23 protein-coding genes are annotated in these 25,492 nt (G+C 60.1%); 11 read left to right on the forward strand and 12 right to left on the reverse strand.

What is annotated here, in order from left to right; genetic code table 11:
- Positions 1-250: 250 nt before the first annotated feature.
- Both H8B14_RS16975 and H8B14_RS16980 read left to right on the forward strand, forming a co-directional pair.
- Positions 251-670, forward strand: a complete 420-nt coding sequence (locus H8B14_RS16975; RefSeq protein ID WP_187316844.1) for a DoxX family protein — start codon at positions 251-253, stop codon at positions 668-670.
- 70 nt (positions 671-740) lie between these two features.
- Positions 741-1,757 (forward strand): YpdA family putative bacillithiol disulfide reductase, encoded by a 1,017-nt coding sequence (locus H8B14_RS16980; protein WP_187316845.1) that lies wholly within the window; start codon positions 741-743, stop codon positions 1,755-1,757.
- An 80-nt stretch (positions 1,758-1,837) separates the two neighbouring features.
- Here the strand turns inward: H8B14_RS16980 and H8B14_RS16985 are convergent, their stop codons facing one another.
- The 4 genes from H8B14_RS16985 to H8B14_RS17000 form a co-directional block, all read right to left on the reverse strand.
- On the reverse strand, positions 1,838-3,253 hold the full coding sequence (locus tag H8B14_RS16985) for an SGNH/GDSL hydrolase family protein (RefSeq protein WP_187316846.1): 1,416 nt from the start codon (positions 3,251-3,253) through the stop codon (positions 1,838-1,840).
- Positions 3,254-3,274: 21 nt separating this feature from the next.
- The gene (locus tag H8B14_RS16990) at positions 3,275-4,534 is read right to left on the reverse strand and encodes an OmpP1/FadL family transporter (protein ID WP_187316847.1); all 1,260 of its coding nucleotides are present in this window, start codon (positions 4,532-4,534) and stop codon (positions 3,275-3,277) included.
- Positions 4,535-4,700: 166 nt separating this feature from the next.
- Complete coding sequence (locus tag H8B14_RS16995) at positions 4,701-5,531, reverse strand: cyanophycinase (RefSeq protein ID WP_187316848.1); 831 nt, start codon at positions 5,529-5,531, stop codon at positions 4,701-4,703.
- A gap of 159 nt (positions 5,532-5,690) precedes the next feature.
- Positions 5,691-6,314 carry a redoxin domain-containing protein gene (locus H8B14_RS17000; protein ID WP_187316849.1) on the reverse strand — a complete coding sequence of 208 codons (624 nt, stop codon included), beginning with the start codon at positions 6,312-6,314 and terminating at the stop codon, positions 5,691-5,693.
- 229 nt (positions 6,315-6,543) lie between these two features.
- Between H8B14_RS17000 and mgtE the strand changes: the two genes are divergently transcribed.
- From mgtE to H8B14_RS17015, 3 genes are all read left to right on the forward strand, one after another.
- Entirely contained in the window at positions 6,544-7,929 is a 1,386-nt protein-coding gene (gene mgtE / locus H8B14_RS17005) for a magnesium transporter (protein ID WP_187316850.1), read from the forward strand.
- A gap of 152 nt (positions 7,930-8,081) precedes the next feature.
- Positions 8,082-8,999, forward strand: coding sequence for a magnesium transporter CorA family protein (locus tag H8B14_RS17010; RefSeq protein WP_187316851.1), 918 nt, complete (start codon positions 8,082-8,084; stop codon positions 8,997-8,999).
- Between the two features lie 33 nt (positions 9,000-9,032).
- Positions 9,033-9,740: a hypothetical protein gene (locus tag H8B14_RS17015; protein WP_187316852.1), complete on the forward strand. Its 708-nt coding sequence runs from the start codon at positions 9,033-9,035 to the stop codon at positions 9,738-9,740.
- 369 nt (positions 9,741-10,109) lie between these two features.
- On the opposite strand, the gene arfB is transcribed toward H8B14_RS17015, so the two are convergent.
- The 3 genes from arfB to H8B14_RS17030 all read right to left on the reverse strand — a co-directional run bounded on the left by arfB (position 10,110) and on the right by H8B14_RS17030 (position 11,980).
- Positions 10,110-10,517: an alternative ribosome rescue aminoacyl-tRNA hydrolase ArfB gene (arfB, locus tag H8B14_RS17020; protein WP_187316853.1), complete on the reverse strand. Its 408-nt coding sequence runs from the start codon at positions 10,515-10,517 to the stop codon at positions 10,110-10,112.
- Between the two features lie 180 nt (positions 10,518-10,697).
- The gene (locus H8B14_RS17025) at positions 10,698-11,447 is read right to left on the reverse strand and encodes a PA2169 family four-helix-bundle protein (protein WP_187316854.1); all 750 of its coding nucleotides are present in this window, start codon (positions 11,445-11,447) and stop codon (positions 10,698-10,700) included.
- Between the two features lie 101 nt (positions 11,448-11,548).
- A complete protein-coding gene (locus H8B14_RS17030; RefSeq protein WP_187316855.1) occupies positions 11,549-11,980 on the reverse strand; it encodes a hypothetical protein in 432 nt (143 codons plus the stop codon).
- A 73-nt stretch (positions 11,981-12,053) separates the two neighbouring features.
- Here H8B14_RS17030 and H8B14_RS17035 point away from each other — a divergent pair, with 73 nt between their 5' ends.
- A complete protein-coding gene (locus H8B14_RS17035; RefSeq protein ID WP_187316856.1) occupies positions 12,054-14,108 on the forward strand; it encodes a M13 family metallopeptidase in 2,055 nt (684 codons plus the stop codon).
- A gap of 159 nt (positions 14,109-14,267) precedes the next feature.
- Here H8B14_RS17035 and H8B14_RS17040 read toward each other — a convergent pair whose 3' ends face one another.
- Together H8B14_RS17040 and H8B14_RS17045 are read right to left on the reverse strand one after the other, a co-directional pair.
- Positions 14,268-14,735: a nuclear transport factor 2 family protein gene (locus tag H8B14_RS17040; protein ID WP_187316857.1), complete on the reverse strand. Its 468-nt coding sequence runs from the start codon at positions 14,733-14,735 to the stop codon at positions 14,268-14,270.
- 120 nt (positions 14,736-14,855) lie between these two features.
- On the reverse strand, positions 14,856-15,767 hold the full coding sequence (locus H8B14_RS17045; protein ID WP_187316858.1) for an NmrA family NAD(P)-binding protein: 912 nt from the start codon (positions 15,765-15,767) through the stop codon (positions 14,856-14,858).
- Positions 15,768-15,933: 166 nt separating this feature from the next.
- On the opposite strand from H8B14_RS17045, the gene H8B14_RS17050 reads away from it, so the two are divergent.
- On the forward strand, positions 15,934-16,344 hold the full coding sequence (locus H8B14_RS17050; protein WP_187316859.1) for a winged helix-turn-helix transcriptional regulator: 411 nt from the start codon (positions 15,934-15,936) through the stop codon (positions 16,342-16,344).
- Between the two features lie 138 nt (positions 16,345-16,482).
- On the opposite strand, the gene katG is transcribed toward H8B14_RS17050, so the two are convergent.
- Positions 16,483-18,735 carry a catalase/peroxidase HPI gene (gene katG / locus H8B14_RS17055; RefSeq protein ID WP_187316860.1) on the reverse strand — a complete coding sequence of 751 codons (2,253 nt, stop codon included), beginning with the start codon at positions 18,733-18,735 and terminating at the stop codon, positions 16,483-16,485.
- 376 nt (positions 18,736-19,111) lie between these two features.
- Here katG and H8B14_RS17060 point away from each other — a divergent pair, with 376 nt between their 5' ends.
- The gene (locus H8B14_RS17060) at positions 19,112-19,825 is read left to right on the forward strand and encodes a head GIN domain-containing protein (RefSeq protein ID WP_187316861.1); all 714 of its coding nucleotides are present in this window, start codon (positions 19,112-19,114) and stop codon (positions 19,823-19,825) included.
- A 100-nt stretch (positions 19,826-19,925) separates the two neighbouring features.
- Here the strand turns inward: H8B14_RS17060 and H8B14_RS17065 are convergent, their stop codons facing one another.
- Positions 19,926-21,686, reverse strand: a complete 1,761-nt coding sequence (locus H8B14_RS17065) for a PA14 domain-containing protein (RefSeq protein WP_187316862.1) — start codon at positions 21,684-21,686, stop codon at positions 19,926-19,928.
- A gap of 313 nt (positions 21,687-21,999) precedes the next feature.
- Here H8B14_RS17065 and H8B14_RS17070 point away from each other — a divergent pair, with 313 nt between their 5' ends.
- Complete coding sequence (locus tag H8B14_RS17070) at positions 22,000-23,100, forward strand: DUF3667 domain-containing protein (RefSeq protein ID WP_187316863.1); 1,101 nt, start codon at positions 22,000-22,002, stop codon at positions 23,098-23,100.
- A 70-nt stretch (positions 23,101-23,170) separates the two neighbouring features.
- Here H8B14_RS17070 and H8B14_RS17075 read toward each other — a convergent pair whose 3' ends face one another.
- Positions 23,171-23,737, reverse strand: a complete 567-nt coding sequence (locus tag H8B14_RS17075) for a hypothetical protein (RefSeq protein WP_187316864.1) — start codon at positions 23,735-23,737, stop codon at positions 23,171-23,173.
- Positions 23,738-23,896: 159 nt separating this feature from the next.
- Here H8B14_RS17075 and H8B14_RS17080 point away from each other — a divergent pair, with 159 nt between their 5' ends.
- On the forward strand, positions 23,897-24,844 hold the full coding sequence (locus H8B14_RS17080) for a 3-oxoacyl-ACP synthase III family protein (RefSeq protein ID WP_187316865.1): 948 nt from the start codon (positions 23,897-23,899) through the stop codon (positions 24,842-24,844).
- A 31-nt stretch (positions 24,845-24,875) separates the two neighbouring features.
- A complete protein-coding gene (locus H8B14_RS17085) occupies positions 24,876-25,487 on the forward strand; it encodes a DUF6992 family protein (protein ID WP_187316866.1) in 612 nt (203 codons plus the stop codon).
- The last annotated feature ends 5 nt before the right edge of the window (positions 25,488-25,492 follow it).

Raw genomic sequence — 25,492 nt, forward strand, 5'->3', positions numbered from 1 at the left:
AGTAAGAGAATAAGATGAAAGATGGACTGTTTATCCCATGACCGAGCAGAGCAGAAGAGCGTTGCTTCAAGCTTTATTTTTGTGGCCTCCTGCGCTCGAAGTAGTATCGCACTGCTGGAAAGCCTGAGAAGTGCTCTGCCTGCAACCGTACAGGGCATCGGCAGCAAGCGTGTTGGGTCAGTACCGGGCATCTTCGCGTCGCCGGCACCGTAAACCCTGGCTACACGCTCACTCTAACCCGCAGCATAGCATGTCGTCTTACCCTCATACTACCACGCTGCAAAACGTAGCCCGCGGCCTGCTGGGCACCTTTATGGTGGCGGCCGGCACCGGCCACCTCACGTTTCAGCGCCGTGCGTTTCAGGGCCAGGTGCCCGATTTTGTGCCGTTCAGCAAAGACACTACCGTACTGGCTTCGGGGGTAGTCGAAATCGGGCTGGGGCTGGCACTATTGGCGTTGAAGGGCAGAAACCGGGTACGGATGGGTATTGGGCTGGCAGCCTTTTACGCGGCCGTTTTTCCCGGCAATATTCACCAGTACACTCATCGTATTTCCGCTTTTGGCCTCGATACCGATGCCAAGCGGTTTGGGCGGCTGTTTTTCCAGCCCGTACTCATGGGCTGGGCGCTGTGGAGCACGGGCGCGCTGGCTGCATGGAAACGCAAGTAGTACAGCCGCCGGCCTTGGTCTAATTAGGCCAGTTGTAAACTCCCGGCCCGCTGAGTTGGTATTACAGCATATGACAACCGACGTTTCTTTCGATGTAGTGGTGATTGGGGCCGGGCCGGTGGGGCTGGCCTGCGGGCTGGAAGTGCAGCGGCGCGGCCTTTCGGTGTGCGTACTGGACAAGGGCGCGCTGGTAAATTCCATCATCGGCTACCCCACCAACATGGAGTTTTTCTCCACGCCTGAGTTGCTCGAAATTGGGGGCTACCCCATGACCACGCTGCACTACAAGCCCCTGCGCGAAGATGCCCTCGACTATTACCGCCGCGTAGCCCAGACCGAAAAGCTCACGCTGCGCCTCTACGAGCGGGTAACCGGCCTCGAAGGCGAGCAGGGCCACTTTGAGGTGGTCACTAGCAAAGGTTGCATTGGCACGCGCTTCGTGATAGTAGCCACCGGTTTCTACGACGTGCCCAACCTGCTGCGCGTGCCCGGCGAAGACCTGCCCCACGTCACGCACTACTACAAAGAGCCCTACGCCCACGCCGACCAAGACGTGGTAATTATTGGGGCCAAAAACTCCTCGGCCAAAGCCGCGTTGCAGCTGCTGCGCGCCGGGGCCCGTCCCACGCTGGTCGTACGTGGCCCCGAAATCAGCGAGTCAGTGAAGTACTGGATTCGGCCCGACCTGGTGAACCGCATCAAGGAGGGCCGTATTGGCTGCCACTTCAACAGCACTGTGGCCCGCATCACCGAAACCACCGTGGAGCTGAACACGCCCGACGGCCCGCACACCCTGCCCGCCCAGCACGTCTACGCCCTCACCGGCTACCACCCCGACTTCACGTTCTTGGCCACCCTAGGCATCACCTGCGAAGCCGACGCCGCCCAAACGCCCACCCACCACACCGATACGCTGGAAACCAACCGCCCGGGCCTCTATCTGGCTGGCACCGTGTGCGGCGGCCTCAACACCAGCCGCTGGTTTATTGAAAACGGCCGCTACCACGCCCAGCTCATTGCCGCCCGCCTAGCCGGTGAGGCTGCGCCTGCCCTGCCGGAAGTGCTGCAGCAGGTGCAGCTTTCCTAGAGTGGAACCTAGATAATCCTACAAAAAGGCCCGCCTCCTGATTCAGGAAGCGGGCCTTTCTCTTTGGGGTCTGTAGCTTACTATGGCAGCAGCAGCGCGTTGTACTCCGTCGGATTCACCGGCTGAATCGACGCACCGTAGGTGGCGTTAATCACCTTAATGAATTCGTTGGCAATTACGGCGTAGCCACGCGAGGTGGGGTGCACACCGTCCAGCGAGAACAGGTTACCACGGATAAAGCCAGCATTGTTAGCCGTGCCGTTGATGGCAATGCCGCCCAACGCTACCGTGCTGAAGAACGAGTTCATATCCACCAAACCAACCTTGTACTGACGGGCCGTTTTGGCGATGATGGTGTTGAACTGCGTGGTACGGGTCTGGATGGCCGTAACCTCAGCAGCGTCCAGCACCAAGTTGTTAGGAATCGGGTTGGTGGGCGTAGAGCCCACGCCCGTAGCCACCACGGAGGCAGCAGGCAACGCAATCAGGTCGGCGGCAGTAGCAGGGCGCACAGCGGCACCGGCGGCGCCCGGCTGAATGAACACGGCCGGGGCGGCAGGGTTTACCCGCTGGAATCCGGCTAGTACGCTGGCTACAGTTACGGCCGTGAAATACGGAATGTTGGTTACGTTGGGGATGTTGGCCACTACGCCGCCTACCGTGCCATTGCGGCTCATGGTGCGCACAATGTTGCGGTAGCCTCTACCGAAACTGGTAGTGTCCGTCAGGTTGCTGAACGGGTTGGTGGCAACTGCTACGGCACCGTTAGTGGCGTAAGTCAGTACGTCGTTGTTGCCCAGCCAGCAGGTAAAGAATGTGGCGTTCTTGCGCCCAATGAACGTGGTGTAATCAGTCACACCCCGGTCAGCAGCTGGCAGCAGGCGCTGGTAGTAGTTGTTGAGGTTGCCGTAGGCCTGCGCTGCGCCCGCAATCTGCGGTACAGTAGAAGCCGTGCGGTCGGCGCTTAACACTGAAATACCAGGTACCCCCAGGTTGTTGGGCTGCGTGGTATTGAAAGCAGCCAGCTCAGCGGCGCCTGAGCCCAACGGTGGAGCAGGCAGCGTGCGGCCGGTGAAAGCGAACCGGTAGTCAGCGGGGTTGTTGGTGAATGTCCGGGGAGCCGTTTCGCCAACCAGCGTGGCACTGGTGCTCTGGCCGGGCTGCAGAATTACCGGCGAGCCAGCCGTAGTGATGCCATAGAACTTCAGATAGCCGGAACCATCCTTTTGGCTTTCATCAAACTTGGGAGAAACAAAGTCGCCACCACCGGCCTTGGCAAACTGCTGGGCCAGAATGGCAGGATACGATGTTTCGATACCGAAGTTGGCCAGGCCGCCGCTCTGGAAGCCTGCCGTGAGCGAGTTGCCAACAGCTACGTAGCTGCTGAAATCAGCCGAACCTTTATCTACTGCCGGAGCGTCCAGCTCAGGCTGGCAAGCGGCCATACCCAACAGTGCTACTGCAGGCCAGGTTTTCTTGAGGGAAAACGTATTCATAGGAGAAGAGAGGCGAAGAGATTAGAAAGTGTAGTTCAGGCCAATGCCGGGCACTACTACGCTGGTCTTATAAGTACCTGCCACGCGGTCCGTTGTGCCGTTGTTAAGCAGATCATTCTGCGTTTGGGTACGCTTTTTCAGGTTCACGAACTGCGTGCTGAGGTCTACCCCGAACTTCTCACCAAACTTATAGGAAGCGCCGAGCGTGCCGGTTACGCGGTCCGAGTCAGGCGTTTCGGGCGTTACGTAGCCGTCTTTCACCGGCGAGTTGTCGTAGGCACCGCCGGCGCGTACGGTCAGGCCGTCCGTTACCTGGTACTGGCCGCCGACGCGGAAGGTCAGCGCGTCTTCGTAGTAGCGCTTCGACGTGCTGGTAGTGGAATTGTTGACCGGCGCATTGAAGTCAAACGTCAGGTTTTTATAGGCGCTCCACTCTACAAAGTTCACATCGAGGCCGATGGTGAGCTTCTCGGTGGGCATCACGCCGATACCGATGGACGTAGTAGCCGGCAGCGGCAGCGTGGCCGAAAACTTGGTAGCCTGGAAGCCAGGGGCCGCCGTAGCCGACAAGTTGCGGAACGTCACGTCGCCGTCCTTCACCTGCGCATCTATTTTCGAGCGGTAGCTGATACCCACGCTCAGCTTGTCGGAAGGCTTGAAGAACACGCCGGCGTTGAAGCCAAATTTGCGCTCTGCCTCGCCATCCAGCTCGATGCTGCCAAACTGGCCTTCCGCGTTCTGCGCCGGAATATCGCGTTGCAGATTCACGGAGCCCAGCGCCAGATACGTCAGGCCGGCACCAATGCTCAGCTTGTCGGTAACGGCATAGCTGAAGGTTGGCTGCACGTAAATAGCCTTCAAATCAATCTGGGTGAGGGCAAAGCGGCCTTCCCAGCCGTCGGCGTACTGCAGCTTATTGCCGAAAGGCGTATAGATGGCAATACCCGCCCGGAACTTGCCTTCGGCCGGGCCGAAGCCAGCAAACAAGCTGAACGGCGTAGTGGTGTTGTTTTGCAGCTCGCGCTGCACGCTGCCATTCTCGGCGCGGAATGCCTGGCGGGCCAGCGTGGCATTAGCACCCAGTTGCACGCCCCGCTCCTTCACCATAGCCAAAGCGCCGGGGTTGTAGAACATGGCCGCCTGGTCCAGCGACAGGCCGACACCTACGCCGCCCATGCCGTTGTTTTTTATCCCGGCCAGGGTCACCTGGTAGCCGCCCGCCGATGCGGCCGTACCCGTGAGTAGCGCACCACCCGCGAGGAGTAGAGATTTAAAAGTCATAAAAAAGAGAGAAAGGTGAGAATTTAGGCTTGTCGCGACTTAAATGTAGAAAGAAAAACGCTTGATTAGTCGGCAAGCCGACTAATTCTTGCTGGCAGTAAAACGAACGAAAACCCCGGATATTTTCGGCTGTAGCGCTAGCTGTGCAAATATGGTGAGTTATGGCTCACCTTGTATCCGGCTCCGCACCAACTACCCGCCGGGTTTGCAGGTGCAGGCGCTGCCCAGCTACCAGCAGGTGCACCCGCAGGTCTTGCCCACTTACCGGCTCGCCACGCCCGATACGGCCCAGGTTGTTGCCGTGCAGCTGGCGCCCGTCCACCACCATCACCACCCCATCACCAAACACCTCCGCCTCTGTTCCGCCCCGGATAATGAGGCCGGTTTCTTCGGCCAGCCCCAGCCCCAGGCACATAGGGTGCGCCAGCAGCGCGTGGGCCAGCCGCCCAAAGCGGCCCCGCTCCACAAAGTGCTGATCGATGAGCAGCTGGGGTAGTAAGCCCAGCCCGGCGCTGGTTTGCATGCCGCCTTTGCGCAACGCGCGCCAGCCGTGGCCGTCCACTATCATGTACTCGGGCAGCACGGCCGCGCCGGCGCTGGTCCCGGCTATCATAAAATTGGCATCGTGGTAGTACCGTTCGTGCAGCACGCGCAAAAATTCCGAGTTGTGCAGAAAGTCGGTGATGCGCTCCTGGTCGCCGCCGCTGAAAAACACGAGCCCTGCGTGGCGCAGGCGGCGCAGCGTGTCGGGCGCGTCGGCGGAGTGGTGCTCACTGATGCGTAGGTGGCGGGCGCCGGTGCAGCCCAGCTCGCGCAGGGCCCGCTCGTAGGCCCGGCCGGAGCGGGTATCGTCGCGGGAGGCTACCGTTACAATTTCGACTGGGGTAGCCGGACTCGGCAGCAGGTCGCAGAGAAGCGCCAGCATGGCGTCGTCGTCGCCGCCGCCGAGGGCAACAAGAGTGCCGAGCGGCGGGTTGGCAGGCGTCTGGTGAGGCATAGAAAGCACGAAGGAGCGGGCTCAAATGTACGGGCGCCCTCTTTAATGGATGCTGCGGAGCTTACACAAGTGTCTTCAACAGAATTTTGTTGCTGGCTAGCCGCTGCTTGCCCAACATCTATACCGATACGCGGCTAGCAAGACGCAACAGAGTTGCCGCTACGAGCGGCCGTACTGGTCGACGGCGCCGGCCATGCGGGCGAATACCTGATGCCAAGACTGGCCATACGGGAAGAAGTTGCGCCGGTCGCCGCTGTCCCATTGCTGCTGCATCTCGGGCGTGTCTATCTTGTAGTCGGGGCGCTGGCGGCTGGTGACGTCGCGCAGGTCGTGGTGCAGCTCGGCCAGGCTGGGGCGGCCCCAGTACCAGTAGCCACAATAGATTTTGTAGATGCGCAAGCCCGGCTCCAGCACAAAGGTGTGCGGAATCATGGGGTTGTTGTGCGGGTCGGTGTACTCTTGGATGCCGAGACGCTGCTGCACCACCCGCTTTTCATCGTGCAGAAAAGGCCAATTGGCGCCCACTCCCAGGCGCAAGTCGTTGGAGAGCAGTAGCGAATCGGTAGTGATGGTGACGAGCTGCGTAAACCCGACCTGCAGCTGCGGGTGAAAGTGCACTAGCTCGTGTAGCTGCTGCCGGTCTTTGGGGCAATACACGCCACGGTTCAGGGTCAGAATCATGGGGTCGTGTCCCTGCAAAACCGATAGCCGGCGCAGCACCCCCGTATGATCGGGCAATTCAAAATCCGGTAGCGAAGTGCCGGTCAGGATATCGGGGGCCATACATACTAGTAATTAAACAATAAAATTTATGAATTTATTTATTAATAACATAGTAAATAATTCAGCTAATGTATGGCTTGTGTTACTCAGCCACTCTTTTAAACCTCTGGAATGACGATTGGCAGATTATTAATCGTCAGTGTCTGCATCCTGAAGGCAGGAATAGCTATTTTTGCGGGCTTTTTTGCCACCAACCCTCCTGCCTAGCGAGACACACTCCCTTCCGTACATGAATCAGCATCCGACTACCGACCACATTACGTCCCTGATTCAGGAGGGGGAATTTTTCAAGCTCAAGGAAATTCTCAAAAACTATGAGCCCGCCGAGCTGGTAGAGCTGATTGAGGCCGAAGAGGAGCGCGAGCAGCTTATTATTTTCCGGCTGCTGCCGCTGCGGCTGGCCACGCAGGTGTTCGAATACCTGGATCTGGAAGTGCAGAAGCACTTTCTGGCCAATCTGAGCCAGGAAAAGATTTCCGATATCCTCAACGAAATGTCGCCCGACGACCGGACGGCACTGCTGGAGTTTCTGCCTGATGACTTCGTAAAGGAGCTGATCCAGACGCTGTCGGAGCCGGAGCGCAAGGTGACGCTGGAGCTGCTGGGCTACCCCGAGTACTCGGTGGGGCGCCTGATGACGCCCGACTACATTGCCATCCGGGAGAGCTGGACCGTGCAGCAGGTATTGGACTACATCCGGCGCCACGGCGGACAGTCTGAGACGCTGAGCGTACTCTACGTAACCGACCACCGGGGCGTGCTGATCGACGATATCCGCATCCGGGAGTTTCTGCTGTCGGCGCCCGACCGGCCCGTAAGTGAGCTGATGGACCGCCGCTACGTGAAGCTCAACGCCATGCAGGACCAGGAAGCGGCCATCGACGTGTTCCGCAAAAACGACCGGGTGGCGTTGCCCGTCGTGAACGACGACGGCGTGCTGTTCGGCATCGTAACCATCGACGACATTCTGGATATCCGGGAAGAAGAAGACACCGAGGACATCCAGAAGCTGGGCGGCTCGGCGGCCCTGGACGAGCCGTATCTGGCCACTTCCATCTGGAGCATGATAAAAAAGCGCGCCGGCTGGCTGGTGATTCTGCTGCTGGGTGAGATGCTGACCACTTCGGCCATGCACCATTTCGAGGACGATCTGCAGAAAGCGGCCGTGCTGGGGCTGTTTATTCCGCTCATTATTTCGGCGGGCGGCAATGCCGGCTCGCAGGCTACCTCGCTCATTATCCGGGCCATGAGCCTGGGCGAGTTTACGCTCTCGGACTGGTGGATTGTGATGCGGCGCGAAATCATTTCGGGGCTGGCGCTAGGAGCTATTCTGGGGGTAGTGGGTGCTTTGCGCATTGTGCTGTGGGCCAAAGTAGTAGACCCCGGCTATTTCGGCCCATACTGGCAGCTGATTGCCGTAACGGTTGGTTTCTCGCTGCTGGGCATTGTGCTGTGGGGGGCCTTGTCGGGGGCTATGCTGCCCATGATTCTCAAGCGCCTTGGGCTCGACCCTGCCACAGCTTCCGCTCCGTTTGTAGCCACACTCGTGGACGTTACCGGCCTCATCATCTACTTCTCGGTGGCGACGCTGGTGCTGCGCGGCACCCTGCTGTAAACGCTGCCAAGCCAATACAGAATGCTCGTCATGCTTCGCTACCGGCTGCCTGACGAGCATTTTGGTGATGTTCCGAGCGGCTTTATAGCCGAGCAAGGCGGCGCCGGGCAGCTTTTTGCGTTACAGGACTTGTTGCCACTACCGCTCTGCTTATGACCGAAGAACTACTCACCCGGCAAGAATCCGCCTTTGCGTGGCTGGATATCACCAGCCCTACTGTGGCCGAGCTGCAGGCCGTGGCCGCGCAGTACGACCTGCCCGACTCGCTGGTGCGCGACTGTCTGGAACCCACACACCTGCCTAAGTTTGAGGCCACGCATGGCCTGAGCTTCGTGATTCTGCGGGTGTTCAACCCACCCAACTCCAACGAGGCCGATACCATTCAGGAGCTGAGCACCAAGATTGCCGTGTTCTACTCCGCCGACTATCTGATAACGGTGCACCGGCTGCCGCACCCCGTACTCAATGATTTGAAGCGGGTGGCGCGGGCGCCCGGCCAGGAGTGCAACACGCCCGCCGAGGTGGCCTTCCATCTGGTGCGCTACACCCTGAGCAGCTACATGCAGCCTGCCCTCACGCTCACGCGGGAGCTAGACGACTACGAAGCGGAAATCTTTCTGAAGCAGGAAGTGCCCAACGCCTTGCAGGGCTTGTACTTTCTGAAGCGCAAAGCCTCGGCCGCCAAGCAGCTGCTGCTGCTCACGCGCGACATCCTGACGATGCTGCGCCGCCAGCTGGCCACCTCCACCACCGACGATACGCTGCTGCAGGACACTCAGGACTTGCAGGTAAAAGTGGAAACCATGTACCAGCAGCTTGATGGCGGCGCCACTAACCTCATGAACCTGTACCTGTCATTGTCGTCGCAGCGCACCAACGAGGCCATGCGCGTACTGACAGTGTTTTCGGCATTTTTCCTGCCGCTCACTTTCATTGCCGGCATCTACGGCATGAACTTCAACTACATGCCCGAGCTGACCTGGAAGCTGGGCTACCCGGTTTCCATCCTGTCGATGGTGTTTATATCCGTCGGGATTTATGTGTGGTTTAAGCGCAAGGGCTGGATCTGAAGTGCCTGCTATTCCCCGTCGGTTTCCTGCTCTATGCTGACTTCTGTTACGCCCGGCTTCCTGCGCCACTGCCTGTTCCTGGTCTTCGGCTACGCGCTGGCGGGCTGCGCCGCCGTGGGCCGGATAGAGCAGCTGCCCACCGGACGGTATCGGGTGCTGCGCTCCACGGCGCCGGCGTTGCAGGCCTATCAGCAGCAGCCCGTGTATCTGCGCCAGGCCACCGACACGCTGCTGCTGGCCGCTACCGATTCGACCATTGCCCGGCCGCTGCTTCTGGCCCGCCGCCACAGTAGCTTGCTGCTGAGCCGGCGTTTCGATGTGGATGTATTCACGCTGCCCTTCAAGATTCGGCCGGCCCGGGCACCGCTGCCGGTGCAGCTCAATACCAGCTTCAACGCCGCGCTATACCTGGGCCGCCGCCTCGATTTCTACCACGTAAGTACGCCTGCCCGGCATCGGTCCGGCAATGCCCCGGTGCTGCGCGATACGGGCATCGGCTACGGCGTATTTGTGGGGCTGGGTGCGGCCGTCATCAACCCCGATGTAACCCGGCAGCAGACGGCCGTTGCCGAGTACGAAGGCTTGGTTACGCACGTCGGCGCGGCCCTGATTTACGATGCACGCGTGTTCAACGTGGGGCTGGCCGCCGGCGCCGACCACTTGTTCGGTCCTGACCGGCGCCACTGGATTTACCAGCACCGGCCGTGGCTTGGGGTGCTGTTTGGGCTGGATTTAAACTGAACAACGGCTCTCGGTAGTCTGCAGCCCTACGCAGGGTTTCTAGGTGCCTATTTTCGCCGGTTGGCACAGCCGGCATCAGGCAATAAGTACTAGCCAGCCACCAGTTCAAGCCGGTGAGCAGTGGTCCGGGCGGCAGGTCTGAAAGCCGAATAAGCTGCTGATATACCCAATACGGCAGCATCACCCAGACCGTAATGGCCACCAGCGCCACCACTGCCGCTAGCACAAACGCCAGTAGCGGCAACATCAACATAAAGGCGCCCAAATAGCCGGAGAGGACTAAAAGCACCCACACTATCAGGCCACCAGTAACAAGAGCGGCATTTTTCATGGCCTGAACATACTAGACGAGTGCGAATCAAAACCTTGCTAAAAATCCACCCGGCCGCGGTTAGTTTTCTTGTCGCCGTGCTTCTTTTTGGACTCCAGGCGCTGGCGTACAGCGCCTTTACTAGGCTTGGTGGCTTTGCGGGCTTTGGGCTTGTGCAGAGCTTTGGTTAGCAACTCATGAAACTTCTGCAGCGCCGTTTCCTTGTTGCGCAGCTGGCTGCGGTCTTCCTGCGCCACCACCAGCAGCTCGCCGTCCAGCGTGAGCTTGGAGGTCAGTTTTTGTTGCAGCGTCTGCTTCTGCTCGTCGGTGAGCAGCTGCGACTCCAGCAGCCGGAAGCGCAACTCCACGCGGCTCTCCACCTTGTTTACGTTCTGCCCGCCGGGGCCGCTGCTGCGGCTGGTCTGAAACTGGAGTTCGGGCAGGAAGTCGGCGGCGGGCGGGAGCATAACAGGCAAGCTAGCGGAAGAAGATCAGCGAAAGATACGGGCGAATGGCTTGTTCGTTGGGCACTTAAAGCCCAAAGGCTGCCGTGGCGCGAGCAGGCCTGAACGCGCAAAGCCCCACCCAAGCCCGGCACAGAGCGTGCGAACCTGAGTGGGGTTTGTTTATGCGGCAGCAGTGGCCGGTTACTGCTTGTCTGACAGCCGCTGCAGCTCCTGGTAGGTGCTCTGCGACAGTTTGTACTGGCGCTCCACTTCCACGCGGAGCGTACCGGTGAGCGTCTGGTCGTCGAGGGCATTTTCGTAGGCTTTCAGGGCCCATTCCTCGCCGTAGATATTAGAGCCCAGAATGGCTTTTTCGTCGAATCCGGTGATGAGTGCCTTGGCATCCATCCAGGCGCGGTAGAGCTTGCCTTTCAGCGTGGTGCTGGTTTCGCGGGTGCCGTCCTGCTGGCGCAGGTGATTGTTGAGCGTGTTAGAAAACTGCTGGCTTTGGCTCACCAGCTGCTTGTAGTAGCCCTGCAGCTTGGCGTCCTGGCTTTCAGCCACGGCCCGCTGATAGCCCACAATCCGGTCATTCACGAAGTACAGCAGCTCATGCAGCGTGCTGGCCTGGTTTTTCTTGGACTTGCTTTTGCCTTTTGCTTTGCCGCCACTGGTGCTGGCCAGGTAACCGACGCCGGCTACCAGCAAAGCGCCACCTACTATTTTCTGTGTGGTACTCAGGCTGTTTATCTTGCTCATGGCTCCGTTGCCGGCGCTTTTCACCGACTGCGGAAGCTGACCCAGCAAGTCACTCACATTGTTCTTGGATAGCAATTCACTGGCTTGGCTAAGGAGTGTGCCACTGGCAGCATGGTCTGTAGTAGATGGTTCAGTAGTGTATACTTCGGGCAGACCGTTGTCGGCGGCAGTTGGTTTTTGAGGCTTTTCCATAAAAGAAAGGGTAAAGTGGTGACACAAATCGTGCTTTCCCTTACGCCATTTCTGTTCAGCGAGTTAGGTTGAGCTTACCTGCAGCCCCTCGGTAGCGGCCGTCAAATCTTCCACAGCAGCCAGCCCAGCAACCCACTGCGGGCGGTCCAGGTCAGGGTCCGGATCCAGTTGGTGCGCACCAGTCCGTCGATGGCAATGTAGTTGTAGCCGTCGGCGGCAAGGCGGTTATGAAACGGCACGGAAATGAAGAACGTGGCCGCCCAGATCAGCACAACCAGCCCCAGGCTTACCCACGTGGCCACGCCTAAACCTCGGCCCTGCCAGACCAGCCACCCGGCCAGCCCCAGCTCCAGCACCATGGGCGCCAGCACCACCCAGCTCATGCTGCGGGTATGGTGCTGATGAAACGCCGCAAATTTTTCGGGCGCCACGTAGACGAAGCCAGGATAATGCACCATCTGCACCGTCCAGATAAGGCCGGTGAGGTAGGCAGCCACCGCGAAGTTGAGCAACAGCAGAAATTTTATAGGCATAGCTGCAACCTAACAGGTGTTTGGCAGAACTGTTAGGTTGCACTCTGAATTGACTCCAACCCCCGTTTCGTCCATGACCCGCTTTTCCTCTTCGCGCCGCTGGCTGGCTGCTCCGGCCCTGCTGCTGGCGCTGGCTGGCTGCCACTCCGGCACCAACTCCGGCAGCGCCCAGCCCGACCTGCTTCAGGCCAACCTCGACACCACCGTGCGCCCCGGCGACGACTTTTTTCAATACGCCAACGGCGGCTGGCTGAAGCGGCATCCCATTCCGGCGTCGGAGAGCAGCTGGGGCATTGGCAAGGAAGTGCAGAACGAGGTGTACGCCCGCCTGCGCGCCCTCAACGAAGAAGCAGCCAAGGCCAACGCCGCCGCCGGCAGCACCCAGCAGAAAATCGGCGACTTCTGGGCCACCGGCATGGATTCCGTGGCCATCGACAAGCAGGGCTTGGCGCCGCTGAAAGCCGAGCTGGACCGCCTGGCCGCCCTGCGCACCCCCGCTGATGTGCAGGCCGCCATAGCCCGCCTGATTCCGCTGAACGTGAATGCGCTGGTGGGCCCTTACGTAGCGCAGGACGCCAAAAACAGCGAGAAGATGGCGCTGTATCTGTCCCAGGCCGGCCTGGGACTGCCCAACCGCGACTATTACTTCAACAAAGACGCCCGCACGGCCAACATCCGCAAGGAGTACGGCACACACGTGGCTACCATGCTCACGCTGATGGGCGAGGACGCCACCACTGCCCAGCGCCACAGCGCCCAGGTAGTGAAGCTGGAAACGGCGCTGGCGGGAGCTTCGCGCAAGCTGGAAGCCCTCCGCGACCCGTACGCCAACTACAACAAGATGACGCTGGCCCAGCTCAACCAGCTTACGCCCGGCCTCGACTGGAAAACCTGGTTCACGCAGGCGGGCATAGCGAATGTAGACACGGTGATTGTGGGCCAGCCGGAGTTCTACCGCGAAGCCGCCCGCCTGCTGCGCACCGCGCCTGTGGAGGACTGGCGCGCTTACCTGCAATGGCAGCTGCTTCACACTTACGCCGAGCGGCTGAGCGTGCCTTTCGACAACGAAAATTTCCGCTTCTACGGCACTATACTGCAGGGCCGCAAAGAGCAGCGCCCCCGCTGGAAGCGCGTACTCGACGACGAAGAAAATGCCATGGGCGAGGCGCTGGGCCAGCTATTTGTGAAGGAATATTTCACGCCCGAAACCAAGGCCCGCTACGAGAAGCTCACCGAAAACGTGGTGGCGTCCTTCCGGGAACATATTCAGGCCCTGAGCTGGATGAGCGACTCCACCAAGCAAAAGGCGCTGGTGAAGCTCGCCAAAATCACCCCGAAAGTAGGCTATCCCGCCAAGTGGCGCGACTATTCGGCCCTCGACATCAAGCGCGACTCCTACGCCGCCAACGTGATGCGCGCCAACCAGTGGAACTACCGCTACAACCTCAGCAAGCTGGGCAAGCCCGTGGACCGCACCGAGTGGGGCATGTCGCCGCAGACCTACAATGCCTACTACAATCCCAGCAACAACGAAATTGTGCTGCCGGCTGCCATCTTCGCGGTGCCTGGCCTCAAGGACGCCGACGCCGACGACGCCATCATCTACGGCTACGCCGGGGCCAGCACCATTGGCCATGAGCTGACACACGGCTTCGACGACGAGGGCAGCCAGTTTGATGAGAACGGCAACCTGCGCAACTGGTGGAGCAAGAAAGACCGGGCTGCCTTCCAGCAGCGCGTCAATAGCATCGTGCGCCAGTTCAACGGCTACACCGTCCTGGATTCGCTGCACATCAATGGCAAAGCCACAGCCGGCGAGAACATTGCCGATTTGGGCGGCATCGTCATTGCCTTCGATGCTTTCAAGAAGACAAAGCAGTACAAAAAAGGCGAGAAAATCGGGGGCCTCACGCCCACGCAGCGCTACTTCCTGGGTTATGCCCTGGGCTGGCAAAACCACCAGCGCGACGAAGTGCTGGCCCAGCGCATCCTCACTGATGTGCACTCGCCGGCCAGCTTCCGCGTCAACGGCCCCTTCGCCGACGTGCCCGCCTTTTACGAAGCCTTCAACGTGAAGCCCACCGACAAGCTTTACCGCCCCGACTCGGCCCGCGTGACGATTTGGTAAGAGCGGCAGTTGAGAGAAAAAGAGTAAACCGTCATTCCGAGCGGAGGCGAAGCCGCAGCCGAGGAATCTCGCTAGTGTAGTAAATGATGCTACTACAACCTCAGCACGCGAGATTCCTCGACTACGGCTTCGCCTTCGCTCGGAATGACGCTCTGGTTGCTAACCTAATTTCGGCCGGTACGCGGCCAGCCCTTGCGCGGCGGCTTTACGCACTCTATTCTGCAGATACCCCGACCAGCCCAGCAGCCAGCCCATCGGCCCCAGCGCCTGCCTCGACCAGCGCCAGAAGCTGAACTCGTCGTGGTGTGTTAGGATAAGGCCGTCCCGGAACGCGAAGCGGGCTTGGATATGGTTGTGTACCGCCCGGCCGGTCTGCGAAAAGGTGTAGCGTGCATCCCAAGTGGCGCGGCCGGCGTGGTCGTCGGCCTGGATGTCGTTGTAGGCGAGGCGCAGGTCTTTGCCCCGCTCACAGAGCATGCGCCACATCCTGCCAATATCCGGGCCCTGCAGCTGGAAAGCGGCGTCCTCGAAGGTGGCCTCAGAGTGGTAGCAAGCGGCCATGGCAGCGTAGTCGCGGCGCTGGAAGGCCTGATAGAAGCGGTGCAGAAGTTCTTCGTGGGGGTGCATGGCCGGGTAAGCAAAGGAACAGATGCACGGGCAGAGCCGGAATTAAAAGCTCAAAGCTGCACAAAAAACAACGCCCGCCGGAAATCCGGCGGGCGTTGTTTTTTGCGTAGCAAACCGGCCTTATGCCGGCTGCCCGGCGGCACCCCGGAAGGCTGGCGCGAACACAGAACCGGCAAACTCGCTCAGCGTGGTGGGCGAGCTGCTTTCGGCGGTGCGGGGCTCGTGTACCATCACCTTTTCCTCATTCATGTTGCGCGTCATTTCGTCGTAGAGGCTGGCCATGCTTTCGGAAAGGCCAGCCCCGATCATGCCCTGCTTGGCGTCGGCGTACGGAAACTGCACGTAGGCCAGCTCGGGCCGGCCAATGGCGGCCCCGATAGCGTGGGCGGCATCCTGCTGGCTGTAGTTTTGCGGGCCCAGGATGTAATGCACCGAACCGGCCTCGAAGCCGTTGTCCAGCAGCTGGGCGGCTTTGGCGGCAATGTCCTTGGTAGCCACCATCGGGAAAGCCAGATCGGGGCGCATACCGGAGCCCATGATGCCCATATGCTGAATCAACCCCACGTTGGCCAGCAGGTTTTCCATAAAGTATGCGGGCCGCAGATGCGCTACAGCCAGACCTTCAATGGCATTGAGCCGGGCTTCCTGATGATACAAACCCACCACCGGCCCGGTACCGGCCGCCAGATCTGCCCCAATGCTGCTCAGGTGCACGGCCTGCTTCAAGCCAGCGGCGCGCACAGCCTGCGCTATAACCTCGCCGGCCTGCTGCATGTGGGCCAGCACGTCGGGGGCCGTCACGTTGGGCGGAATCATCAGGAAAGCGGCATCGGCGCCGCGCAGCGCTTCGCTCAGGAAGGCCACATCGTGGAGGTTGCCGGCTTTAACAGTAGCTCCGGCCTGGGCCAGCGCGTCCAGGCGGGTGCTGGGGCGCGCCACCGCCGTTACGCGGTGCCCTCTGCCGAGCAGCTTATGAACGAGGGCGGTGCCGATGTTGCCGGTAGCGCCGGTTATTACAATGTGCTTTGCCATAAACTCAAGAGAAAGATGGGTTGAAACGATTCGGCAGTAGACAAGCCAGGCAGCTTGCTTGGTGGGCACAAAGGAAAAACAGTATCTTCGCTTTTAGCAAGTACCTACTAAAAAGTAGGGCACCTACCTTTTAGGTAGTAATACTGATAATCAAGCTAAATGAATTATGAGCAGGCTCACAAAACAGCAGCTAGCGGAAGCCGAGTGGCAGTCGGCGCCCATTCCCACGCCGTTTGACTTCTGCCCGGTGCGCACCACCCTCAACGTGCTGGGCGGCAAGTGGAAGCTGCTGATTCTCTCCTGCCTGTTGCAGGAGCCTCGGCGCTACGGCGAACTGCGCCGCCTGATGCCGGAAATCACGGAGAAGATGCTGATTCAGGAGTTGCGGGAGCTAGAGCAAGACGGCATTGTGCAGCGCACTGTGTACCAGCAGGTGCCGCCCAAAGTGGAGTATACCCTCACGGAGCACGGCCAGCGCGTGCAGCCCCTGCTTGATTCCCTGCTCACCTGGGGCCACGGCTACCTGCAGCGGGAAGACGCCAACTGCAAGCCGCCCGCTGCTATTTTACCGGGCTAGCTTTTTCCAAGCCGCAGTTAATCTGCCTCAGCAAACAACTCAGTCCCATCAAAAAAAGGGTGGCCTCGTGTGAGGCCACCCTTTTTTATCATGCGTAGTGAAAAATAACTGTCAGCAGCCAGGCTGGCGGCCTCAAGCTTAGGCCAGGTCGAAACGGCCCAGGTTCATCACCTTGGTCCACACGGCTACGAAATCCTTCAGAAACTTAGGCTGAGCCGCAGCATAGCCATACACTTCAGCCAAGGCGCGCAACTCGGAGTTAGAGCCAAAAATCAGGTCCACACGGGTGCCGGTCCACTTCACGGTGCCGGTTTTACGGTCGCGTCCCTGGAAGGTATTCTGCGCATCCGAAGTGCTCTGCCAGGTGGTGTTGATGTCCAGCAGGTTGATGAAATAATCGTTGGTGAGGGCGCCCGGCCGGGTGGTGAACACGCCGTACTCGGACTGGTCGAAGTTGATGTTGATGGCCCGCAGGCCGCCAAACAGCACCGTCAGCTCGGGCGCGGTCAGCGTGAGCAGCTGGGCTTTGTCCACCAGCATTTCCTCAGCCGACGCCTTGTGGTCGGGCGTAAGGTAGTTGCGGAAGCCATCGGCAATCGGCTCCAGCGCCGCGAAAGAAGCTACGTCAGTTTGCTCCTGCGACGCATCGGCGCGGCCCGGCGTGAAAGGTACGGTCACCTCGTGGCCAGCCGCGCGGGCTGCCTCCTCGATGCCAACCACGCCGGCCAGCACCAGCAAGTCCGCCATCGAGACCTGCTTGCCGCCCGTCTGAGCTGCATTGAACTCCTGCTGAATGCCGTGCAGCTTCTGCAGCACCTGCACCAGCTGGGCCGGATTATTCACTTCCCAGTGGCGCTGCGGCGACAAGCGCAACCGGCCGCCATTGGTGCCACCGCGCATGTCGGAGCCGCGGTAGGTGGAGGCCGAAGCCCAGGCGGTGCTCACCAGCTGCTGCACCGACAGGCCAGTGGCCAGCACTTTCTCTTTCAGCGCGGCCACGTCCTGGGCGTCGATCAGCTGGTACTCGATGTTCGGAATAGGATCCTGCCAGAGCAGTTCTTCGGTGGGCACCTCGGGGCCGAGGTAACGCTCCTTGGGCCCCATGTCGCGGTGCGTCAGCTTGAACCAGGCCCGGGCGAAGGCATCTGCAAACTCGTCGGGGTTCTGGTGAAAGCGCCGGGAAATCACCTCGTACGCCGGGTCGGCCCGCAACGCAATGTCGGTGGTAAGCATGAAGGGCGCGTGCTTCTTGGCTGGGTCGTGGGCATCAGGAATGGTGCCGGCGCCGCCGCCGTTTACGGGCCGCCACTGGTGCGCGCCGGCGGGGCTCTTGGTCAGCTCCCACTCGAAGCCGAACAGGTTGTCGAAGTAGTCGTTGCTCCACTGCGCGGGCGTGCTGGTCCAGGCGCCTTCCAGGCCGCTGGTGATGGTGTCGGCGCCGTGGCCGGTGCCGTAGCTGTTGCGCCAGCCCAGGCCCATTTCTTCCAGGTTGGCCCCGGCGGGTTCTTTGCCCACATACTGGCTGGGGTCGGCGGCGCCGTGGGTTTTGCCGAAGGTGTGGCCGCCGGCAATCAGCGCCACGGTTTCCTCATCGTTCATGGCCATGCGGCCAAAAGTTTCGCGAATGTCATGGGCCGACCGGATGGGGTCAGGCACGCCGTTCGGGCCTTCGGGATTCACGTAGATAAGGCCCATCTGCACGGCAGCCAGCGGGTTGTCCAGCTCGCGCTTATCGGTGTAGCGCTTGTCGCCGAGCCACTCGGTTTCCGGCCCCCAATAGATGTCCTGCTCGGGCTCCCACACATCCTGGCGGCCGCCGCCAAAGCCGAAGGTTTTGAAGCCCATGGACTCCAGTGCGCAGTTGCCGGCCAGCACAATCAGGTCGGCCCAGGAAATGGCTTGGCCATATTTCTGCTTGATGGGCCACAGCAGCAGGCGAGCTTTATCCAGGTTGGCGTTGTCGGGCCAGCTGTTGAGCGGGGCGAAGCGCTGGGCGCCCGAGCCGCTGCCACCCCGGCCGTCGCCGATGCGGTAGGTGCCGGCGCTGTGCCAGGCCATGCGCACGAAGAACGGGCCGTAGTGGCCGTAGTCGGCTGGCCACCAGTCCTGCGAGTCGGTCATCAGGTCGTACAAATCCTGCTTAACGGCCTGCAGATCCAGCTTCTTGAACTCTTCGGCGTAGTTGAAGTCCTTATCCAGTGGGTTAGACAGCTCGGCATGCTGGCGCAGAATACTTAGCTTCAGCATGTTAGGCCACCACTCACGGTTAGTGCGGCCTCCGCCGGCGGTTTGCTTCACTGCGCCGCGGCTAAACGGGCACTGGGCGGCAGGTGTGTTCAGGTCGTAGAGGATGGAGTTTTCCGGGGGAAGATTGTGCAAGTTGGCACTCATTGGACAAGTGTGTTTTGTTGCGTTTCTGTTACAAGGCACAACGCTTTAAAAAGTTTGCGCTTTTTTCATGCAGCTTTCAACCAACCTGTAATCCAACGCGTTTAAGGCCTCCCACTCTGTTTTCCGGCGCTACGTTTGCCGCCTGCACGGAGCTCACCAGATAGCCGGCAGGCCACTAAGCTCAACCGTGTACAGTGCTTGCTCATCGTTGCGGAATAACTTCGGCACGGCGCTTAGCGGGTTTCTGCATTCCCCATCTCATCAGGTGAAAAGCCAAATAAATGTATTTTTAATCCTCTACCCGATACCAGGCAACCGTTGCGGCGACGGCGCCATCTTTCCGGCCAGATGTTCCACTTATAGCTCTCTGATCGGCATGAAAAAGCTCCATTACTTTTCCCTGACACTGCTGTTGGCGCTTCTGCTACCTGCCCTGCTGCTGGCCGCGCCCAGCCGCGAAGTACGCTCTGTAGCCGCCTTCACCCGGCTTGGCTTATCTAATTCGGCGCGGGTAGTATTGCGCCAGGGCAGCCCGCAGCGCGTAGAGGTGGAAGCCGTTGCCGCCGATTTGCCCCGTATCGAAACAGTGGTGGAAGATGGCCAGCTGCGCATCAGAACCAAGCAGCAAAACGGCAAGGTGTGGTCCAATGATAATCTTGAAGGCGCAGTGACGGTATACGTGACCATGCCGGACATCACAGAGCTCGGCGTAAGTGGCTCCGGCCAGATCAAAGCCGAGGAGCCCGTCAAGGCCACGCGGCTGTCGTTGGCAGTTAGCGGCTCCGGCAAGATTCTACTGCCCCAGCTCACGGCCAATGAGTTGAAATCGGCTGTTTCGGGCTCGGGTGAAATTCTGGTAGCCGGTGTCTGCCCGCAGCATGAGGCCCGCATCAGCGGCTCCGGCAACGTGCGCGCCTCTGAGCTGCGCACCGAAGCCAGCGCCATCCGCATTAGTGGCTCCGGCTCCGGCCGCCTCTACGCCAGCCGCACGCTGGAGGCCAGCATTGCCGGCTCCGGCGACGTATATGTGCGGGGCGGGGCCACCGTCAGCAGTAAGATTGCCGGTTCCGGCCGGGTGCGCAAAGAGTAGGCTCCTATCCTCCTAACCAAGCGGGGCCGACTGCCGGACGCCGGGAAAATACCCCTGACGTCTGGCGGCCGGCCCCGTTTTTTGCGAAGGTATCTGCTTGTTATTCCACTACCACTCTGTGCGTGGCGGCACCCTTTTCGGTGGTAAGGCGCACCACGTACACACCGGCAGCCAGGCCAGGCAGCTGCAGCTGCAGCTGCTGCTCGGCCGCAACCAGCAAGCTGGTCTGGTAGCACAGGCGCCCCTGCATATCCAGCAGCTGCAGCGTGCCTGGCCCTGGCTGTTGCTGTCCTATATGCACCCCAAAGCTGCCTTTGTTGGGGTTAGGTGCCACTTGCAAACTCACCTGCCGGGCAGCCGTCCGTACGCGCAATGGCCTGCCACTGCCGCCCGAGCAGAAAATACCGGACGGCATCACGCGCCGCGTAGGGGCATCGGGGCCTTCATACTCCAGCACCAGCTTGTTGCGGCCGCCGTTTTCGCCGAAGTGAATCTGCAGATCGTGCTGGCCTGCAAACAACGGCAGCGTAACGGCCACCGTGGAGTCAGCGTGCAGTCCGCCGTTGTTGATAGTGGCCAAGCTGCTGGGAGGCCCGGGCACCAGGGCAGCATTATCAAGCCACAGCCAGGACCCATCGTCGGAGCGCAGGTAAAGCGTGTAAATACCAGCCGTGTTGATGGTGAAGCTGCCCCGCAACCGGGCACTGTACTCGTTGGCATCCTGGGTGGTGCCGCTGGCAGCCGCAGTCAGGTCGCCCCAGCTGGCGTCAGTGTCGTAATTAAGCTGGCTTTCCAGGCGCACCAGCCTGGGTTGGTTAACGGTGAAATACGCTGGATCATCTCTGAAATATCCGGGGTAATATTCAGCGTACAGGCCTTGTGTCGGTGGGCCCCGGTCGGGGCGAGGACTGATGCAACTGGCAGTGGGCGTTAAGGCGGCCACAAATGTATAGGCCTGCCGAAACAGCGTGGCGCCCTGGCTGCTAATCACCAGAATATTGGGCTGGTAGAGGCCGCTGGGCACATTCACCCCAAACGTAATCTGGCCAGTGGTGGGGTTTACTTCGATACCAGTCGGTAAGCTAGCACGATTGGCCAGCAGAAACTGAGGTGGGCCACCAACCACCGCCACCGTCGGCACCGACGACACAGTGCCAGTGCCCACTGCTACTGTTTGATTAGCGGACGGATACACCAGATTAGCTGGCAAAATGCGTACTGGTTGCGTAGCAGTGCAAAACACGCTGGCCGGTACCACCTGCCGTGTGGGAGAGTCAGGCCCCTGGTACTCCAGCACCAGGGTATTGTCGCTGCCCATTTCACCGTAGTGCAGCAGCACATTGTGCAGGCCCGCTACCAGATACACGCTGGCCTGCTGCGCAACTGAGGCAGAGTGCAAGCCCCCGTTGGCAATGGTGGCTTGCCCCGAAACGGCCGGACTAGCCAAGGCTTCGTTATCGAGCCAGAAATACGCCGCATCGTCGGAGTACAGATAAAACGTGTACATGCCCGCTGTGGTAATGGCTAAGCTGCCACGCTGGCGCAGGCTGAAGCCATCTGGATTGGCCAGGGTGTTGGCAGCCACAGTTGTCAGGTCGCCAAAACCGCCGTTTAGGAAATTTGCCTGCGCGTCGATCCGGACGAGCCCAGGAGTGCGGCTGGTGAAAAAGCGCTGGTCGTCGTCGAAATAGCCGCTGTAATATTCGGCGTAGAGACCGGTGCCAGCCGGACTGCCGCCCGGGTTTTGGCCGCCACAGCCACTTGGCTGGGCCAGTGCCTCCAGGCCACTGCTCAGCAGTAGCCACATCAGCAGCAAACGGACACTACCAAACAGAGGCGGAATTGTAGAGCTTGTTTTCATGGTTGTTGGCGCATAACGGTGGCAGGAAACAGCAACTGCTTTAATGAATATAATAGATAATTAATTAAATTGCAACATTTCAATTTTATTTTGCATTATATAGAAGACACTATTTATACAATTCCTCAATCCTTTCATTATCAGGGCTGCTGGCGGGGCATCATTTGCCAACTCCTATCTTGGTGTGCCTTGTATCTACTCACCTGAAAGCGCTTATTTGCACTAGCGCACCGCCTTGCAGCGTGGTGCACTCCAGTCTCTTCTTATGGCGCACCACGCTACTCCCCTACCTGCCTGCGCAAACTGCAGCTACTTGTTTCTGCCCGAAGCACCTGCGGCGTTCTGTCCGCGTTGCGGCCAGCAAAACCACGAAGTCAACATCTCTTTCGACCATTTAGTGGAGGAAACCCTAGAAGGCCTGTTTCACTTCGATGGCAAGGTGTTCCGTACGGCAGGGCTGCTGCTGTTCCGGCCGGGCGTGCTCACCCGGCGTTTTCTGGAAGGCCGGCGCGTGCCCTACGTGCCGCCGGTGCGGCTGTATGTGTTTCTAAGCTTTGTGTTTTTTCTGCTTTTGTCGTCGGTTACCAAACCCAAGCACGGCAGTGAGCGGCCGGTGCAGCTATTTACCCGGGAAGCCGCCAGCCTGACTGAAAGCGCCAACGATACTGCCCGGCAGCAGGAGCAGCAACTGCTGCGTGCCATTGCACAAGCCAGCACACCCGCCCGCCGCGACAGTCTGCGACGCATCCTGGCCGACTCCGTGCGCCAGCGCCAGCAGGCGGGTCGGCGGCCGCTGCTGGCGTACTCGCTCACCAACCCCAGCCAAGACTTTGAAGCCCGCAAAAGCCCTGACAGTAACTTCAACCTTTCGGTAATGGGTATCAAACTCAAGGATGAAGAGTTGGAGAAGCTGCCATCAGACATCACCCAGGCACAAACAGACTCGGTATTGCGCAGTAACGGCGCCACGCCCAGCTTTTGGAACCGGCTGGGCGTGAAACGGGCCGTGCGCTGGCACCATGTCACGAGTGCCGAGGCTATGCACCAGATTCTGCGGGGATTGTCGCTGCTGATTTTTCTGATTATGCCGCTGGCGGCGCTGCTACTAAAAGGAACCTATTTCCGGCAACACCGCCACTACATCAGCCACCTCATTTTCACGGTGCACGTGCACTGCTTTCTGTTTGTATTCTTCGCGGTAGCCTTGCTGCTCAGCCAGCTCAGCTTTATGGCCTGGGCCGATGATTTTATGCTGCTGGTGCCAGGCGTATACTTCGTGGTGGCGCTCCGCAATTTCTATCAGCAGAGCTGGCTCAAAACAGCCGTTAAGTCTGTAGCACTGGGTATCAGCTACGGCATCACGCTGGGACTTGCCCTGATGCTGGTTGCGCTGGGCGGCCTGATTCTATTCTAGCGGACTTGTAGCAGTGGCCTGCTGCTATCTGGCAGGCCCATTAGCGCCCCACTCTCAACTTGATACCTGGCTACCAGTCGAAGAGGCCGCGGCGGCCAGAACCGCGGGACTTGTCTTTGGTTTTCTGCTTGTCTTTGCCCCCGCCAAACACGCCGTCGAGCAGGCCCGTCTTTTTCTCTTTAATCAGGATGTAGCGCACAGAAAATGCGGTAGGAAAACGTGCCCAGTCATCAGAGCCAAACTCGATGCTAGGCTTGAAATCCGCAGAAATAACCAGGCGTGTCAGAGCCACTTTGTATTCCACGCCCACAATACCGTCGAGGCCGCCAAACGTGCCGGTATCCTTGTGGTTGCCGAGGTGGCCGCCAGCACCCAGATAATAATTGAGGCTAGGACCCAGAATACCGAAGTGACGCTCAGCCAGCACTGTAGCGCTTACTTCGCGGGTACCAGCCAGCGCCAGGCCTTCCAGCGTAGCGCCCGGCAGAAACTTTTGCTGCACCGTAAGGCCGTACTGGCCGGGGCTCAGGCGCAGGCCAGCGGCCGTACGGTATTTCTGGGCGGTAGCCGGGCAGGCAGCCAGCAGGCTCAGTACCAGCAAGGGCAGCAGGCAGCGGCGACGAAAGCAAAACAGCATAATCTTATAACAAAGCGACACGAACGGAGCCTGCGCGGAGGCGTATGAACGCGCAAGCTCCCTGCAAAGTACGAGCCACGGAAGCTAATTTGCCGGGCTGCCGTGGCTGCCCGGCGTACATTGCCGTATTTTTAAGGCCAACTCATTCGTTTTCTGTCCGTGTACATTCACCAGGTGGCATCCTATCTGCCAGAGCAAGTCGTTACCAACGAGCATTTTACTAATCTCAACGGCCTCTCTGCCGACTGGATCATCGAGCGTACCGGCATTCGGGAACGGCGCAAGGCCGGCCCCGGCGAAAACACCAATACCATGGCCATCGAGGCCACCCGGCGGGTACTGGCCCAGTCCCCGGCCTTCCCGGTCGCCAACCTCGACCTCATTGTGGGCGCCACCTATACCCCGCACGACACCATCTACACGCTGGCCCACGCCGTACAGCGCGACCTGGGCATCAACGATATTCCGGTAGTGAGCATTTCGTCGGCTTGCTCGTCGCTGCTCAACGCCATTGAAATTGTGGAAGGCTATTTTGCCATGGGCAAAGCCAGCCGCGCCGTGGTGGTGGTAAGTGAGCACAACACGGCCTACAACAACGAGAGCGACACTGTAGCCGGCCATCTCTGGGGCGACGGCGCCTCGGCGCTGCTGCTCACCAAAGAGCGCCTCGCCCCCACCGATTTGCGCGTAGTGGAAGTACTGACCGGCGGCGCCGCCGTAGCCGGCAAGGCCGACGAAGCCGTGACGCTGAAGCCGGTGGAGCGCGGCATTGTGATGCCCCACGGCCGCGACGTTTTCACGTACGCTTGCCAGTACATGGCCCGCGTGACCCGCCAGCTGCTGGAGCGCCAGCACCTCGGCCTCGACAGCCTCAACTACCTGATTCCGCACCAGGCCAACCTGCGCATCACCAAAAATGTGCTGCAGCAGCTGGGGTTGCCGCCGGAGCGGGCCGTTTCCAACATCGAGCGCCTGGGCAACACGGGCTGCGCCGGGGCAGCCATCGGCCTCGGCGATACGTGGCCCAAACTACAGCCCGGCCACCGGGTGATTATTACTGTGTTCGGGGGCGGCTACTCCTACGGGGCCATGCTGCTGGAGCGATAGGTAATTGCTTTTCACCAGCCTGATTCTTACAATGCTGCCGCGCCTCTCCTTACTTGCGCTGGGCCTGCTGGCTGCCAACAGCCTAGCCGCGCAGCCGCTTCCTTCTTCGAAGTATACTGTCTTCCAGGACCAGCGCACCACGCTGGACAGGCGCGGTATGCGGGTATTAGGTGGTTGGGCCCTGAGCAATGTGGGTCTGAGCGGAGCGCGCTACTTTGCTACTGAAGGCCACGAGAAATATTTCCACCAAATGAATGTAGGCTGGGGCGTGGTGAACCTGGCGCTGGCGGGCACCACGCTGCTTGCTGGCCGCCGCCCAACCGACACCCCCGACCGGCCCACACTGGTGCGCACCCAGCTGCGCACTGAAAACCTCTACCTCTTCAATGCCGGCCTTGATGTAGCCTACCTGGCAACCGGCCTGTACCTGCGGGAACGGGCCACCTCGCGCCCCACTGTTCGCCGCCAGCAGCAACTGCGCGGCTATGGCCAGTCGTTGCTGCTGCAAGGCGGCTTCCTGCTGGCTTTTGATGGGCTGATGTTTGCGGCCCACCACCGCCATGCGTCCGGGCAGCTCTACCCGCTCTTAAGCGGGCTGCAGGTGGGGCCGGGCACCGTGGCTGTCACGCTGCCCATCCGTTGACGTTG

The organism is Hymenobacter puniceus (assembly GCF_014333525.1).
Lineage (GTDB): Bacteria > Bacteroidota > Bacteroidia > Cytophagales > Hymenobacteraceae > Hymenobacter.

Bases quoted from the DNA above. Each gene is read 5' to 3' on its own strand.
- H8B14_RS16975 (WP_187316844.1), top strand. From the start codon at position 251: ATGTCGTCTTACCCTCATACTACCACGCTGCAAAACGTAGCCCGCGGC.
- H8B14_RS16980 (WP_187316845.1), top strand. From the start codon at position 741: ATGACAACCGACGTTTCTTTCGATGTAGTGGTGATTGGGGCCGGGCCG.
- H8B14_RS16985 (WP_187316846.1), bottom strand. From the start codon at position 3,253: ATGAATACGTTTTCCCTCAAGAAAACCTGGCCTGCAGTAGCACTGTTG.
- H8B14_RS16990 (WP_187316847.1), bottom strand. From the start codon at position 4,534: ATGACTTTTAAATCTCTACTCCTCGCGGGTGGTGCGCTACTCACGGGT.
- H8B14_RS16995 (WP_187316848.1), bottom strand. From the start codon at position 5,531: ATGCCTCACCAGACGCCTGCCAACCCGCCGCTCGGCACTCTTGTTGCC.
- H8B14_RS17000 (WP_187316849.1), bottom strand. From the start codon at position 6,314: ATGGCCCCCGATATCCTGACCGGCACTTCGCTACCGGATTTTGAATTG.
- mgtE (WP_187316850.1), top strand. From the start codon at position 6,544: ATGAATCAGCATCCGACTACCGACCACATTACGTCCCTGATTCAGGAG.
- H8B14_RS17010 (WP_187316851.1), top strand. From the start codon at position 8,082: ATGACCGAAGAACTACTCACCCGGCAAGAATCCGCCTTTGCGTGGCTG.
- H8B14_RS17015 (WP_187316852.1), top strand. From the start codon at position 9,033: ATGCTGACTTCTGTTACGCCCGGCTTCCTGCGCCACTGCCTGTTCCTG.
- arfB (WP_187316853.1), bottom strand. From the start codon at position 10,517: ATGCTCCCGCCCGCCGCCGACTTCCTGCCCGAACTCCAGTTTCAGACC.
- H8B14_RS17025 (WP_187316854.1), bottom strand. From the start codon at position 11,447: ATGGAAAAGCCTCAAAAACCAACTGCCGCCGACAACGGTCTGCCCGAA.
- H8B14_RS17030 (WP_187316855.1), bottom strand. From the start codon at position 11,980: ATGCCTATAAAATTTCTGCTGTTGCTCAACTTCGCGGTGGCTGCCTAC.
- H8B14_RS17035 (WP_187316856.1), top strand. From the start codon at position 12,054: ATGACCCGCTTTTCCTCTTCGCGCCGCTGGCTGGCTGCTCCGGCCCTG.
- H8B14_RS17040 (WP_187316857.1), bottom strand. From the start codon at position 14,735: ATGCACCCCCACGAAGAACTTCTGCACCGCTTCTATCAGGCCTTCCAG.
- H8B14_RS17045 (WP_187316858.1), bottom strand. From the start codon at position 15,767: ATGGCAAAGCACATTGTAATAACCGGCGCTACCGGCAACATCGGCACC.
- H8B14_RS17050 (WP_187316859.1), top strand. From the start codon at position 15,934: ATGAGCAGGCTCACAAAACAGCAGCTAGCGGAAGCCGAGTGGCAGTCG.
- katG (WP_187316860.1), bottom strand. From the start codon at position 18,735: ATGAGTGCCAACTTGCACAATCTTCCCCCGGAAAACTCCATCCTCTAC.
- H8B14_RS17060 (WP_187316861.1), top strand. From the start codon at position 19,112: ATGAAAAAGCTCCATTACTTTTCCCTGACACTGCTGTTGGCGCTTCTG.
- H8B14_RS17065 (WP_187316862.1), bottom strand. From the start codon at position 21,686: ATGAAAACAAGCTCTACAATTCCGCCTCTGTTTGGTAGTGTCCGTTTG.
- H8B14_RS17075 (WP_187316864.1), bottom strand. From the start codon at position 23,737: ATGCTGTTTTGCTTTCGTCGCCGCTGCCTGCTGCCCTTGCTGGTACTG.
- H8B14_RS17085 (WP_187316866.1), top strand. From the start codon at position 24,876: ATGCTGCCGCGCCTCTCCTTACTTGCGCTGGGCCTGCTGGCTGCCAAC.